Raw genomic sequence first — 14,435 nt, 5'->3', positions numbered from 1 at the left:
GGCGCGTTCCCCTTTAGGTATAAATTACACGCGTGTCATTACCGCCCCGTCAAGCCCTGATGGAGTATCTAAGGACGGCCTGATCGCGTATTCGAACACACTTTCTCATGCACACGCGCCGACAACACCATATGTAGGGAATTCGCGCGAGCACGGCCACAATCTGTGGGGTACTCCTGAGCAAACCTGCAGAATTTCGAAATGAGTCGCCGTGGATGGGATTATGGAGCAATGAGAGTCGAATCACCGGCGGCCTGGCATGAATGACCGTCTCCTCACCGTCTACGCCCCTCCCGTCGAGGAGGACATCGCACCGGGATCCGACCTCGCCGCGATCCTCATCAACGCTCTGCGCCGCAACCGCATCGACCTCAAGGACGGCGACATCCTCGTCATCGCTTCGAAGGTCGTGTCGAAGGCCGAGGGTCGGCTGCGCACCGTCGCCGATCGCGCCGAGTTCGAAGAGCTCGTCGCCCGAACCGGCACTCATCTCGTCGCCGAACGCTCCTATGGCTCGGGAACCACGGTTCAGGTCGTGCGCACCCCGGCCGGGACGGTGCAGGCCGCAGCCGGGCTCGACCAATCGAACTCTGCGGGCGCGGTCGTCCTCCATCCCCTCGACAGCGACCGCTCGGCCGATGTGCTCCGGACTCGGGTCGAGCAGGCGTTCTCCGTGCGCATCGGCCTGGTCATCTCCGATACCAGCTCACGGCCGTGGCGGGTCGGCGTCGGTGACATCGCGCTGGGCCTGTCCGGCCTCTCCGGCCTCGACGATCAGCGTGGCCGACCCGACGACGACGGTCGCGTGCAGACAGTGACGGTGCGTGCCGTCGCCGATGAGATCGCCGCGGCCGCCGATCTCGTCAAGGGCTCCTCCCGTGGTCTGCCGATGGCCCTGGTGAGAGGCGCCGGCGGTTATCTCGACAACGGTCGCGGCGGGGCGAAGGCGCTGTCTCGCGAACTCGGCGACGACTGGTTCCGCTACGGGCACGTCGAAGCTGTGCAGCGCGGACTCGGGGTCACCGATCTTCCCGGCAGCGCCCCCGCCGGTGACAGCGGGGACGACATCCTCGAGCGCGTCTCCCGCGCCATCCGCGTCGTCCGCGCCGGACAGTCACGCACCCCCGGACATACCGCCTGGAGGATGCGGATCGAGGGTTCCGGCTCGCGGATCACGCTCAGCCCTTCGGACTCCCCGGCCACGGCGCAGTCGGGCGGTCCCCCGCTGCTCGAGGCCATGGTCGGACTCGGATCGCTCGTCGAGCGTCTCCACACGGCGCTGTTCGCCGAGGACCTCAGCGCCTCCTCCCGCTACCACTGGGTCGACGGTGAGCTCGGGGCCTTCCCCCGCGGGGTGACCATCGACATCGGTCTCATCGTGCCCTGACCGACCACTCACCGCCTTCGAAGGACAACGGATATGGATCTGACAGCCATCACGCACACAGGCGGGCCCGTTCTGCTCTGGCGCGGCCCCGACTACGACAGCCTCGATCTCACCGGGCCGGTCATCGCGAACTGGGTGAACAAGGGCGTCGGCCTCTTCGGCGACTACGACCTCGGTGAGGACTTCACGCTCTTCGCTCCCCTGCCCCAAGGGCTGCACTGGCGAGAGCTCGTCTCCGTCCTCAGCGTCCTGCTCGCCGGCGGGCATGCGGTCATCGGCAGCTCCGCCGACACCGGTGCCGGAAACTCTGGCACCCCCGCCACCGTCAGCGGAACCGCTGGATCCCCTGTGCCTCCGAATGCGGACCATGTGGCCATCGTCCCGCTCGGACACGAAGACGATGAGTCCGTGGCCGAGGCCGACGAGGTCTTCGTCTTCAATCCCCCGGCCCTGGCCCTGAGCACCCCTGTCGACGAGGACTTCATCGACATCAATTCCGCCATTCGGGCCTACCCCGACGTCACGCACCGACGACTCGACGGCTCGGGCACGCTGACCGTCGACGGCGAGGACGTCGCGTGGAATCCGGAGGAGGGATCCGACCGACCTGCCGGACGCCCTCAGGGCCTCCTCGTGTCGAACTCGACCCCGCTGCCCGGCGAGTGGCCGCGATTCCTGCAGCACCTCCTCGGCGGCGGTGAGGTCCTTCTCGCCAACGGAGTCGATGATTCCCGCATCACGGACCTGGCGGACAGCCTCGGCGTGGTCCATGGCACACTGGGCACATGGACAAAGTAGTTGATTCCCCCGCTGAAGCGGTGGCCGACATTGCAGATGGATCATCGATCGCCGTGGGCGGCTTCGGTGTCGTGGGCGTACCCGAATTCCTCATCCGGGCACTCCAGGACCAAGGGGCCACAGACCTCGAAGTGATCTCGAACAACGCCGGTGTCGACGGACGCGGCCTCGGCATTCTGCTCGCCGACGGTCGACTTCGTCGCATCATCGCCTCGTACGTGGGTGAGAACAAGGAATTCGCCCGGCAGTACCTCTCCGGCGAACTCGAGGTCGAACTCACCCCGCAGGGCACGCTGGCGGAGAAGATGCGCGCCGGCGGTGCGGGAATCCCTGCGTTCTACACCATCACCGGCGCCGGCACCCAGGTCGCCGAGGGCGGAATGCCCTGGAAGTACGATTCCGACGGCAACGTCGTCAAGGAATCCCCCGCCAAGGAGACGAAGGTCTTCGACACCTTCGGCGAGGAGAAGGAATACGTCCTCGAGAAGTCGTTGGCTCCCGACTACGCCCTGGTCCGCGCCGCCGTCGGCGACCGTCACGGCAACCTCGTCTTCCACTCTTCGGCCAGGAACTTCAATCCTCCGGCCGCGCAGTCGGCCCGGATCACCATCGCCGAGGTCGAGAAGCTCGTCGAGCCCGGCGAGATCGATCCCGATGACGTCCACGTCCCGGGCATCTTCGTTCACCGCGTGGTCCCGCTGACGGCGGAGCAGGTGGCCGACAAGCCCATCGAGAAGCGCACCGTGCGAGAAGCCTGAGGAGAGCAAGTTATGTCATTGACAAGAAATCAGATGGCGGCCCGCGCTGCCCAGGAACTCGAAGACGGCAGCTACGTCAACCTCGGCATCGGCATGCCCACCCTCGTGCCGAACTTCCTGCCCGAAGGCGTCGACCTCGTGCTCCAGTCCGAGAACGGCCTGCTCGGCGTCGGCCCCTACCCGACCGAGGATGAGATCGACCCCGACCTCATCAACGCCGGCAAGGAGATCGTCACGATGCTCCCCGGCGCCTCCTACTTCGATTCCGCCGCGAGCTTCGGCATGATCCGCGGCGGCAAGGTCGATGCCGCGATCCTCGGTGCCATGCAGGTGGCGGTCAACGGCGACATCGCGAACTGGATGATCCCCGGCAAGATGGTCAAGGGCATGGGCGGGGCGATGGACCTCGTCCACGGCGCCAAGCGCGTCATCGTGATCATGGATCATGTGGCCAAGGACGGCTCGCACAAGCTGCTGAATACCTGTGACCTGCCCCTGACCGGAGAGGCCGTGGTCAGCCGCATCATCACCGACATCGCCGTGCTCGACGTCACCGGTGACTCCTTCACACTCGTCGAGCTCGCCCCCGGAGTCACGGTGGACGAAGTCAAGGAGAAGACCGGCGCCGAGGTGGTCGTCCCTGCCGACGTGCCCACCATCGACGTCGCCGCCTGAGGCTGCTCCCACCGCGGATGACGAAGCGGGCCGGGTCTCCGATCGGAGGCCCGGCCCGCTTCGTCGTTCACGGCGCGGCGGTCGTCGTCAGACGAGAGGTGCTGCCGGTTCCAGGCCGGTGGTTGCGACGAAGAGGTCTCCGTGACCGTCTGCCGTCACCGTCGGCTCATTGGCCGAGATGAACACGCTCTCTCCGCGCTCGAGGGTCACGGTCGACCCGAGTGAGGTCAGCGTGATCGTCCCGGAGGTGCACAGCGCGATCGCCGCTCCCCTGCGCACGAGGCTCTGCAGGCGCGGGCAGCGCAGCGCCTGGAGGGCGAAGTCGTCGGTGGCACCCCGCAGGACCCCGGAGTGGTCGGGTTCGACCATGCGCGGCATTCCTGCACGGAAGTCGGCGACCTTCGACAGTTCAGCGATGTCGACGTGTTTCGAGGTCAGGCCACCGCGCAGGACGTTGTCGCTCGAGGCCATGATCTCGATGCCCGTGCCGAAGAGGTACGCGTGGAGGACACCGGCCTCCATCGTCAGTGACTCGCCCGGCTGCAGATGCACCCGGTTGAGCATGAGACCGACGAGGACACCCGGATCGTGCGGATAGTCGTCGACGAGTTCGCAGAACGTCTGCGCCGGGTCGACAGCGCTGCCCCGGCGGCTGGGGTGCCCGGACGGCACTTCGTCGATTCCGTGCGCGGCCACCTCGTCGACGAGGCCCGCAGCTCGCGGATCGGCGAGCAGCAGCTCGACAGTGCGTGAGAGCGCCTTCGTCTCGCTCAGAGCCTTCAGGGCACCGATGACGGAACCGAGGAAGTCCAGCGAAGGCGGCGTCAGCGGCTGCGAGAGCATCCGCTCGAACGTCGCGCGCACGGCCTTGCGGGGCCGGAATCCCGTGAGTGCGTGGAAATCGGTCAGAGCATAGATGAGTTCGGGTTTCGCCGAGGCGTCCTTGTAGTTGCGATCTGGTGCGTCGAGGGCCGGTCCTGCCGTCTCTTCGCGTGCGAAGCCGGCTGCTGCCTGTTCGCGGTTCGGGTGGACCTGGATCGACAGCGCCTTGCTGGCCGAAAGGACCTTGAGCAGGAACGGCAGGCGCGGACCGAACGCGTCGACTGAGTCCCGGCCGAGCAGACCGTGGGGATCACCTGCGAGGTATTCGATGAGGTTGGGTCCCGGTCGTGTTCCCGTTTCGGTGGCGGTCCCGGCGGTGGCGGTCGGGCTGCCGGATGCCGAATCGGCGAGGCGGCCGCTGCGTCTGCGTGCGGCTGTCGTCCGTTCCTCGGCGAGGTCGAGTCGAGAGGGGCTCATCGGGTGGGCGCCGAGCCAGAGTTCCGCGCAGGGAGTGCCGTCGGGGACGGTGCCGAGAATCGCGGGAATCGCGTCCGTGCTGCCCCAATCGAAGTTCTTGACCGTATTGTGCAGACGATGCACTGTTCTGGCCCCCTTGGTCGGATCGTAGGAACGACGCTCGGCGAGTCCGGGCGTGCACTGTCCACGATAGCCCTCACGCTTCGGCGCCGACATCCACTTCACTCACTGTTCAGACGAAGTCACATACTATTCACCGCCTACCACCTGCGACGATGCGGGATCGCCTGCAGCGACGAGGGAAGAGGAAAGGAGGAGAACCCGACAGTGCCCCGCCGGAGATCCGTATTCGGATCCCGACGGGGCACTGTCGTTCAGGCGCTGTGACTCTGTCCGTCGAAGCTGCTGGTCAGCCGACGACGCGGATGACCTTCGCGCCGCGGCTGAGCATCCAGCTGTAGCTGCGCTTCGTGGTGTTCGTCCGGGTCGATCCCGCATCGTACATCTGGCCCTTGGTCTCGGAGATGATTCCGATGTGACCGGGGATCCAGATCAGGTCGCCGGCTTTGGCGTCCTTGATGGAGATCTCCTTGCCGGCGTAGCGCTGCTGGCTCGTCGTGCGCGGCAGCTTGATGCCGTTCTTGCCGTAGACGTACTGGGTGAAGCCCGAGCAGTCCCAGCCGCTCGTCGGCGAGGTTCCGCCCCAGACGTACTTCACGCCGAGGTGGGACTTCGCTTCCTTGACGATGGACGAACGCTGAGCAGCGATCTTCTCAGCCTTGGTCGGCTTGTCCTTCTTCTTCGAGTCGTCCTTTTTGGAGTCATCCTTCTTCTTGGAATCGTCCTTGGACTTGTCGTCCTTCGAGCCCTTGTCGTCTGCAGCACCTTCCCCGGAGTCTGCAGGCGACTTGCCATCGGTGGAGTCGTCTCCCGGACGGTTGTCGTCGGTCACTCCACCGGCGATCTTTCCCTTCGGGGAGAACTCGGTGGTTCCGTAGCCTTCGGCCCAGACCAGGCGTGCTCCTTCGAAGAGCTGCTCGCCGCGGCCGTTCTTGTAGACCACGTCGGACTTGGGGTAACCCAGATGACCCTTGACGGTCCCCTTGTCACCCCAGTACTTCATGATCACGCCCGTGGTGTAGTGGGCACCGGTGGCCTTGGACCAGTAGATCGAGCCCTTTTCGAAGCGCTGTGCAGCGCCCCCGCCCTTGAGACCGCCCTTCTCCGCAGAGGTGGGCAGCCCCAAGTCGGTGACCGCGTCGCCCTTGTACGACGACGCGATCGCTCCGGACAGGTGGTACGCTCCGGTCTTCTTGGACCAGTAGACGACACCCTTTTCGAACTTCTGAGCCTTGGCACCCGAAATGCCCTTGACCGAGTACTCCTTGCCGAGAGCCTTGCCGAGCTTGTTCTTCTCGGCGTACTTCTCGATCGAGGTCTTTGCCTTCGGCTTCTCGGTCTTCTTGTCGTCGTCCTTCTTCTTGGAGTCGTCCTTGCTGTCGCTGGGCTGCTCGCCGGTCTTGAGGATGGAGTTGACCGTCGAACGGACCTCGGGCAGCTTCGCGTAGAAGGCATCGCCCGGGCAGTCGGTCTGCCCCAGGTCGCGGTGTCCGACCAGGTTCGACTTCGTCGCCTTCGAGATTCCGTTGATGGAGAACTTCCAGGCGATCGCCGAGGCGACGGCGTCGCGGGTCTTCTTCGGCGGCGCCGCACTGTTGTAGGTGCCCAGCACTGAGATGCCGAAGGTACCGGTGTTGTGCCCCTGCACGTGTGCGCCGATGACAGCCTTCGAGACATCGCCGCCGCGAGCCTGCCAGAGACGCCCGTACTTGTCTGCGACGACGTTGTAGCCGATGTCGTTCCAGCCGCGTCCATCCTGGTGGTATGCCTGGATACCGCGGATGATGCCGGGGACGTCCTCTGCAGAGTAGCTGTTCGAGCCCGAGGTGTGGTGGACGACGGCCTGCTTGATGCCGCTCGCGTAGTCCGGGCTGCCCCGGTAGGCCTTCGCTCCCCAGGAGCTGCGCGAGCCGATCTTCGGCTTCGAGACCTTCTTCGCCACGGTCGAGACCGAGGACGATCCGGGAACATAGTTCTGGTTGGACACGGTCGCCCCCTGAGCGGCGGACACGTTGTCGGCGGAGGCCGCCTCGGCGTCGGTCGACTCATCGGTCGCAGCCTCTGAGGCGTCCTCGGAAGCGCCCGAAGTCTGCTGATCGAGCTCGACGGGAGCGTTCTCGGACACCGCTTGGGAGTCCCCGGCGTCGCGCTTGGGATCGACGAGCACGAGCTCCGCGTCGCTCGGTGCGGAATCGCCGAGGATGCGCATCTGCACACCCGAAGCGTTCGTCACCGTCATCGGTTCGGAGCCGTTGTTCTGCGCTTCTTCCTGCTGCTCCTCATCGAGTGTGTCCCAGCTTCCCCAATCGGACCCGTGCTTGATGCGGACCTGGATGCGGATGTTGGACTTCGCTTCGGAGAAGGTGAAGCCGACGAGGCTCGGATTGTTCGTCGGAACGTCGAGGACGTCCGAGATCAGCGCGATGTTCACACCGTCCTCGGTCTTCTGCCGGACCGAACCGGAGATGTCCTCGTCGTCGGACTTCTCGTCCTTCGCCCCTTCGTCGTCGGACTTCTCGTCCTCGGACGTCGACGGATCCTCGGTCTTCTCATCCTCGGCGGGCGACTGCTCCGCATCGGAGGGAGCTGAGGATTCCGAGGGCTCGGTCTCGTCCGAGCCGGACGTCAGCCCGGCCGAGACGTTGTTGACCGTGCCGGTCGCAGCCGTGGCGGAGGCATTGACGACATCGGGCACCTTGGCCGAGGCGAGAGCGGTCTGCGACTTGAAGATGTTCGGCAGATTGCTCGTGGCGCTCTGGTTGGCGGCGGTGGCGGTGGAATCACTGGAATCGCGGGCGCCGGGGACGTCGAGTCCGTCCTTGCTGACGTCGAGCTCCTCTTTGGACACTTCGGGCGACGAGGTGGCCGCGAAGGCCGCCGGCGCCGTGACCGCCAAGGTGCCGACGAGTGCGACAGATGCGCAGCCCGCGACAGTGGGCAATAGATATTTCATCGTTACAGCCTTTTCGAGGAAGACAGGGAAGTTCAGGCCTCGAGGTCCCCTTCACCGTTGGCAGAACGGTGGGCAACCCCAACATCTCAAAATTGTTACACATTTTCGGCGTGTCAGACTAGCCACAGGCAGGAATATTCTAGTTACACCGTTGTGGTTCCCAGTATTGGCAAGGGACACACCGAGCAAAAGTTTTTCCCGGAAGACTCATCGCCAGACCGGTTTCGGTCATCGTCGAGCCTGACCGACCGCGCGTCCTCTGTCTCAGGGCACGTAGCAGATCGCCTTCGCGTCGGCTTCGTCGCCGCTGTCAGCCGAGGATCCGCCGGCGCTCTGCGCCAGCAGCTGCGGATCTGAACCGGAGTCCGGTTCGAGTCCCGCATCGACTCCGGCGGCGGCTGACTTCCCGCCTCCCGGTGTCGAGAGCGCACCCTTGTCCTGATCGGAGGACTTGGATGCTTCCTCGATCTTATCGGCTACGAGCCGATGCGCCACATCGATGTCAGGATTCGACGGAGTGATCCGCGGCGGAGTGAGATCGACGGACTCGATCTTCTGCGACTTCACCTTGAGAGCGAGGTCGACGAAGGAGTCGACCTGCGAGGACGGAATATCCGTCGAGACGGCCCCAGGGGTCGCCTTCGCGATGGCCTGATAGCGGGTGAGCACCGTCGAGGGATCGAGCTGTTTGACCATCGCCGTCTGCACGCAGCGCTGACGCACCATACGCTCGTAGTCGCTGGCGAACTCACGCGAGCGGGCGAACCACAGCGCGTGGAAGCCGTCGAGCTTCTGCTTGCCCGGCTCGATCCACCCCTTCACCGGACCGTGCTGACCGGTGGTCGGATCGACCTTCGAGGAGATCGGCACGCGCTTGCCGGAGACCAGGGTGATTCCTCCGAGGGAGTCGATGAGGTTCTCGAAACCCTTGAGATTGATCATCGCGTAGTACTGGACCTCGAGGCCCGTGGTCGCCGACACCGCATCCATCGTGGCCTGTTCGCCCGCGGTCTTCGGGTCCTCGAACTCGTCCTTGTGCTGTTCGCCCTGCTGGAAGACAGCGTTGAGCAGACATTCGTCGCCGCAGTTGAAGCCCTGCGGATAGTGCTTGTGCAGCGGGGAGTCGTCCGGGAACGGCACATTCTCCATATTCCGCGGCAGGCCGATGATGACCGATTTGCCGGTCTTCGCGTCGATGGAGACCAGCGACAGCGAGTCCGGTCGGATCCCCGTGCGCCCCTTTCCTGCGTCGGAGCCCAGCAGCAGGATGTTGTACCGCCCGTCCACGGGCTTGAGCGCCTTCCCTGAGGCGAAGAGGTCGCTCATCAGGCCGCGTTGGGAGTTGAGCATCGTCGTCCCCCACGCGAGCGGCCCGACGACGATGAGCAGGAGGGCGCAGAAGGCGGCGATGAAGCGTCTGCGGGCGCGCTGGGAGATCGTGACGAGACGGATCCTCCGCAGCGAATCGAAGAGACACACGACCCAATTGATCGCGATGACCGGAATCCAGATCGTGAGGAACGTGAGGATGAACGGGTTGGTGCCGAGAGTGAAGAGGAACGTCCTGTCGAGGAGGATGATCACTGCGGCGATGATCACCAGGATCCAGCTGATGGCTGTGATCGACAGCGAGATGCGCGCCCAGCGGCGACGGCGGAACAGGAGCTGGACCCCGCCGGGGACGATGACCGTGACCAGAAGCAGCAGCCAGGCCCGCACGTCCCGCGTCGGCTGTGAGGCATACGACGGGTAGCGGATCGGGTCCACGTATCTCGTTTCGGCCACTGCCTTCCCTTCGTCTCGTCCGCGGTCGCGACGGCCTTCGGCGGCCTGATGATCACCGGAACAACTGTGCCAAACGATGCTCAGAGTCCACTGTGTTCATCCATTGTGTCGCCTGCGGGCCCGGGATCGACGCACATCCGCGCCGTGCATGTCGGATTCGCCGCGTGTGCGATTCTTCACAGACGGCGCTCGCACCCTGGCGCAGCCGCGCCGTCGAGCAGACGACCGCCGTGCGGGGGCTCAGGCAGCCGCGTCCGTGGGTACACAGAAGGGCACTGAGGCGAGTCGTCAGGATCGGACGCGCCGCAGTGCCCATCGTGGCGGAATGCGTGTCTCAGCGAATCAGTTTGCGCCCCATCACCATGCGCTGGATCTGGTTCGTGCCTTCGTAGATCTGGGTGATCTTCGCATCGCGCATCATCCGCTCGACGGGATGGTCGACGACGTAGCCGGCACCGCCGAGCAGCTGGACGGCGTCGGTGGCGATCTCCATGGCCGCATCCGAGGCGAAGGCCTTCGCCGCGGCACCGAAGTACGTGAGATCGTCATCGCCGCGTTCGCTCTTGGCAGCGGCGGTGTAGGTCAGCTGCCGGGCGGCCTCGAGCTTCATGCCCATATCGGCGAGCATGAACTGGATGGACTGGTTCTCAGCGATCGCCTTGCCGAACTGCTGGCGCTCCTTGACGTAGTTGAGTGCGTAGTCGAGGGCACCCTGGGCGATGCCGACGGCCTGCGAGGCAATCGTCACACGCGTGTGGTCGAGCGTGCGCAGGGCGATCTTGAGGCCCTCGCCGGGCTCGCCGACGATCCGGTCCCCGGGCAGGCGGACGTTGTCGAAGAGCAGCTCACGTGTGGGCGATCCCTTGATGCCGAGCTTGCGCTCCTTCTCGCCGAAGGTGAACCCCTCATCGGACTTCTCCACGACGAAGGCGGAGATGTTGCGCCCACGGGCCCCATCGGGGTCGGTCACTGCCATCACCGTGTAATACTCGGATTCCCCGGCGTTCGTGATCCAGGTCTTGACTCCGTTGAGGATCCAGTCGTCGCCGTCGCGGACGGCGCGAGTCTTCATCGAGGCGGTGTCCGAGCCGGCCTCGCGTTCGGACAGCCCGTAGGAGAACCCGGCTTCGCCCGCAGCCACCGACGGGAAGTACTTCTGCTTGATCTCTTCGCTGCCGCCGAGCTGGACGGGCAGGCTGCCGAGCTTGTTGACAGCAGGGATGAGCGAGGACGAGGCGCAGCCGCGTGCCACCTCTTCGATGATGATCGCCACTGCCAGCGCGTCAGCGCCCATGCCGCCGTATTCCTCGGGGATGTGGGCGGCGAAGAAGTCCGTCTCCACGAGAGCATCGTGGGCTTCCCGAGGGTAGCGGGAGTCGGCGTCGACCTCGGCCGCGAACGGCGAGATCTTCTTCTCCACGATATCGCGGACGGCCGCGCGGATCTCTTCGTGCTCTTCACTGGGCTGATAGAGGTCGAACATCATTCTCCTTCTACTGAACAATCGTTAAGTAGTTCTATTATCCCCGGAGAGCACGTCCTTTGTCGAGAGCGACCTGCCGCAGTTCGTCGCGGTAGTCATCGAGTCGCCCACGCAGGGCCTCGGCTTCCGCGCCGTCACCGGCCCCGAGGATGCGCGCGGCCAGCAGGCCGGCGTTCTTCGCTCCGCCGATGGACACGGTGGCCACGGGGACACCGCCGGGCATCTGGACGATGGACAGGAGTGAGTCCATTCCGTCGAGGTGTCTGAGCGGCACGGGGACGCCGATGACCGGCAGGGAGGTCATCGACGCGATCATCCCCGGCAGGTGCGCCGCTCCCCCGGCTCCGGCGATGATGACGCGTACGCCGCGCTCGGCGGCCGTCTTGGCCCATGCGACCATGTCCTCGGGCATCCGGTGGGCCGAAACCACCTCGGCGCTCGATTCGATGCCGAGGTCCTCAAGCGCCTCGGCGGCGGCCTGCATCGTCGGCCAGTCCGAGTCCGATCCCATGACGATTCCGACCGGGGCGGCCGGGCTCGAGTCTGCATGTGCTGTGGTCATCTGTGCTTCCTTCGTCTCGGGAGGTGGTCGAATCGTCGTCTCGGGAGGTACGTGGAACATCGCCTCCGACGACACAGGCGCCCCGGCCTCAGGAGGTGCCGGGTCGCCTGCTCAGGCGGTGTCGGCGTCGTGATCGGCGACGAGGTCGGCGGGAGTCGGCATCTCGGGATGCGGATCGGCGTCGACGCCGGCGATGAAGTCCGCGGCGTGGCGAGCCCGCGCGAGGACGAGGTCCCGATCCTGCCCGTAGGCGTTGACGTGGCCGACCTTGCGGCCCGGGCGCACACCCTTGCCGTAGAGATGAACCTTGACGGCCGGGTCGTGGGCCATCACGTGCAGGTAGGGCTGGTAGAGGTCCTCGTGCTCGGCGCCGAGGATGTTGACCATCGCGGACACTTCCTCCCTGGCTGCGGGGCTGCCCAGCGGCAGGTCGAGGACGGCGCGCAGATGCTGCTCGAACTGACTGGTGACCGACCCGTCCTGCGTCCAGTGCCCGGTGTTGTGCGGACGCATCGCGAACTCGTTGATGAGGAAGCCGTCAGGAGTCTCGAACATCTCCATGGCCATCACGCCGGTGACCTCGAGCGTGCCGGCGACGGTGAGGATCGCCTCCGTGATCGCCCGGGCCTTGTCCGCGGGCAGGTCGGGGGCCGGGGCGATCGCCTCCTTGCACACGCCGTTCTGCTGCCAGGTCTCGACGACGGGCCACACGGCTGTCTGCCCCATCGGGGACCGGCCGACCATGACCGCGAGCTCCCGGGTGAAGTCGACCTTCTCCTCGGCGAGGAGCTGCGGGACCTCGCTCAGCCATTCGACGGCCTGCTCGAGGCTGTCGATGACGCGCACACCCTTGCCGTCGTAGCCGCCTCGGGGAGTCTTGAGGATGAAGGGGTATCCGACTCGGGCGGCGAAGGCTTGGACGTCGGCGGCAGAGGTGATCTCGGCCCATGCAGGGTTCGGCAGACCGAGCTCATCCATCTTCGTGCGCATCCGGATCTTGTCCTGGGCGAAGATCAGCGCCTGAGGTCCCGGACGGACGGCATGGCCGGCCGCGGCGAGCGCCTCGAGGTGTTCGGGCGGGACGTGTTCATGGTCGAAGGTGATGACGTCGACGGTCTCGGCGAAGGCTTTGAGCGTCGGATAGTCCGTGTAGTCGCCGACGGTCACCTCGCTGATGACCTGGGTGGCGGGGGCGTCGGCGGTCTCCGCTAGGACGGAGAAGCGGATGCCGAGGGCTTCTGCGGCTGGGGCGAGCATGCGGGCCAGTTGGCCTCCGCCGATGACGCCGATTCGTGGAAAAGTCACGTTCGTCATCCTATCGTTCGCTGTGGGCCGGTCATCCCCGGGTTCAGCATACGAACCCCGAGCGGTCGGCCCTCTGCCGTCGGGGATCTGCGCTCCGTCAGCGGAACTCAGGCATTGCGTCGCAGTCGCCACAGTGATGTCGTTTCGGCGCTTCGTGCCTGATGAAGTGCATCGTCGGCGTCCGAGACCCGACGGTGACGGGGCGCCGTGTCATATCGATCGCACACCTGCAGGCCCGCGGCCCGGATGCACTCTTCGAACTCCTGACGAGTCCGCAGACCCAGGTGCTCGGCAAGGTCCGACAGGATCAGCCACCCCTCGCCGGAGTCCGTGAGATGGTCGGACAGTCCGTCGATGAACCGGCGGAGGACGAGAGAACCGGGATCGTAGATGCCGAGTTCGAGGGCGGACGTCGGGTCGGCCGGCAGCCACGGAGGATTGCAGACGATGAGGTCTGCTCGGCCCGGCGGGAACAGATCGGCTTCGACGACCGAGGCGGATCCGGCGAAGCCAAGCCGCTCGAGATTCTCCTGCGCACAGGCCACGGCCCGCGGGTTGATGTCAGTGGCGACGACCGTCCCGATGCCCCGTTGCAGAAGAACGGCGGCGAGCACGCCGGTGCCCGTTCCGAGGTCGAACGCCGTCGCAGGGGGTGCGGACCCGAACGGCGTCGTGGCCACGAGGTCGACGTACTCACCGCGAATCGGGGAGAACACGCCATAGCGCGGGTGGATGCGCTCCCCCAGAGCGTCGATGGCCACCCCTCTCAGCTGCCATTGGTGGGCGCTGAGCACTCCGCCGAGCTCGGTCAGTGACATGCACATCGGCCCGTCCGAGACTCCGTAAGCCGCTTCGCAGGCCGGCCTGACCTCCGGAGCACGACGCAGCTCGAGCGCGTAGCCCTCCCCGAGTTCGACGAGCAGCAGACCGAGCAGTCGTGAGCGCTCGGCGTTGAAGGCGCGCTCCGCTGCGAAGGTCTCCGCCGCGTCAGCTCGGACCGAACCACGACCGGTCCTCCGACCGCCTCGAGCAGCGCCGCGTCCCCGCCCGCTGCCGGCTCGGCCGGCGTGATTCCGTGTGAACCGCCGATCGAGTGCCTGCATGAGCTGGCGTCCGTTGTGGTAGTCCCCGCGCCACAGCAGTCCGATTCCCGACCGGGCCAAGCGAAAGGCAGCGTCGGCGGTGATGTCATCCCCGATGATCTTCACCTGGGTCGGCGCGGCGGACCGGTTCTCCGAACGCCACCCGGCTGAGAGTTCCACACCCTCCTCGGTCCACGTGATCGTCGACCCCGCGATGTCTTCGGCCAC

The 14,435-nt window shown here is 65.8% G+C and carries 11 protein-coding genes; 4 read left to right on the top strand and 7 right to left on the bottom strand.

Going from position 1 to position 14,435, the window contains the following annotated elements; genetic code table 11:
* Positions 1-259 precede the first annotated feature (259 nt).
* From J9314_RS07295 to J9314_RS07280, 4 genes are read left to right on the top strand one after another with little or no spacing between them, the layout of a single operon-like run.
* Complete coding sequence (locus tag J9314_RS07295) at positions 260-1,387, top strand: coenzyme F420-0:L-glutamate ligase (protein ID WP_210605135.1); 1,128 nt, start codon at positions 260-262, stop codon at positions 1,385-1,387.
* A 33-nt stretch (positions 1,388-1,420) separates the two neighbouring features.
* Positions 1,421-2,185, top strand: coding sequence for a hypothetical protein (locus tag J9314_RS07290; protein WP_210605134.1), 765 nt, complete (start codon positions 1,421-1,423; stop codon positions 2,183-2,185).
* The gene (locus tag J9314_RS07285; RefSeq protein ID WP_181275603.1) at positions 2,173-2,943 is read left to right on the top strand and encodes a CoA transferase subunit A; all 771 of its coding nucleotides are present in this window, start codon (positions 2,173-2,175) and stop codon (positions 2,941-2,943) included. Before J9314_RS07290 ends, J9314_RS07285 begins: the two co-directional genes overlap by 13 nt.
* A 12-nt stretch (positions 2,944-2,955) precedes the next feature.
* A complete protein-coding gene (locus tag J9314_RS07280) occupies positions 2,956-3,618 on the top strand; it encodes a CoA transferase subunit B (protein ID WP_210605133.1) in 663 nt (220 codons plus the stop codon).
* An 87-nt stretch (positions 3,619-3,705) separates the two neighbouring features.
* Here the strand turns inward: J9314_RS07280 and manA are convergent, their stop codons facing one another.
* From manA to J9314_RS07245, 7 genes are all read right to left on the bottom strand, one after another.
* On the bottom strand, positions 3,706-5,133 hold the full coding sequence (gene manA, locus J9314_RS07275) for a mannose-6-phosphate isomerase, class I (RefSeq protein ID WP_246490661.1): 1,428 nt from the start codon (positions 5,131-5,133) through the stop codon (positions 3,706-3,708).
* A 193-nt stretch (positions 5,134-5,326) separates the two neighbouring features.
* Entirely contained in the window at positions 5,327-7,990 is a 2,664-nt protein-coding gene (locus J9314_RS07270; RefSeq protein ID WP_246490660.1) for an NlpC/P60 family protein, read from the bottom strand.
* A gap of 264 nt (positions 7,991-8,254) precedes the next feature.
* The gene (locus J9314_RS07265) at positions 8,255-9,775 is read right to left on the bottom strand and encodes an LCP family protein (RefSeq protein WP_210605132.1); all 1,521 of its coding nucleotides are present in this window, start codon (positions 9,773-9,775) and stop codon (positions 8,255-8,257) included.
* 334 nt (positions 9,776-10,109) lie between these two features.
* The gene (locus J9314_RS07260; protein ID WP_281412374.1) at positions 10,110-11,258 is read right to left on the bottom strand and encodes an acyl-CoA dehydrogenase family protein; all 1,149 of its coding nucleotides are present in this window, start codon (positions 11,256-11,258) and stop codon (positions 10,110-10,112) included.
* A 37-nt stretch (positions 11,259-11,295) separates the two neighbouring features.
* A complete protein-coding gene (purE, locus tag J9314_RS07255; protein WP_181275599.1) occupies positions 11,296-11,820 on the bottom strand; it encodes a 5-(carboxyamino)imidazole ribonucleotide mutase in 525 nt (174 codons plus the stop codon).
* Between the two features lie 111 nt (positions 11,821-11,931).
* Complete coding sequence (locus J9314_RS07250; RefSeq protein ID WP_210605130.1) at positions 11,932-13,134, bottom strand: 5-(carboxyamino)imidazole ribonucleotide synthase; 1,203 nt, start codon at positions 13,132-13,134, stop codon at positions 11,932-11,934.
* 98 nt (positions 13,135-13,232) lie between these two features.
* Positions 13,233-14,435: a methyltransferase gene (locus J9314_RS07245; RefSeq protein ID WP_210605129.1), complete on the bottom strand. Its 1,203-nt coding sequence runs from the start codon at positions 14,433-14,435 to the stop codon at positions 13,233-13,235.

Source organism: Brevibacterium oceani (assembly GCF_017948325.1).
In the GTDB taxonomy this organism is placed as follows: domain Bacteria; phylum Actinomycetota; class Actinomycetes; order Actinomycetales; family Brevibacteriaceae; genus Brevibacterium; species Brevibacterium oceani.
Note: the sequence above shows the minus strand (reverse complement) of the source record. Positions and strands in the feature narration are given on the sequence as shown.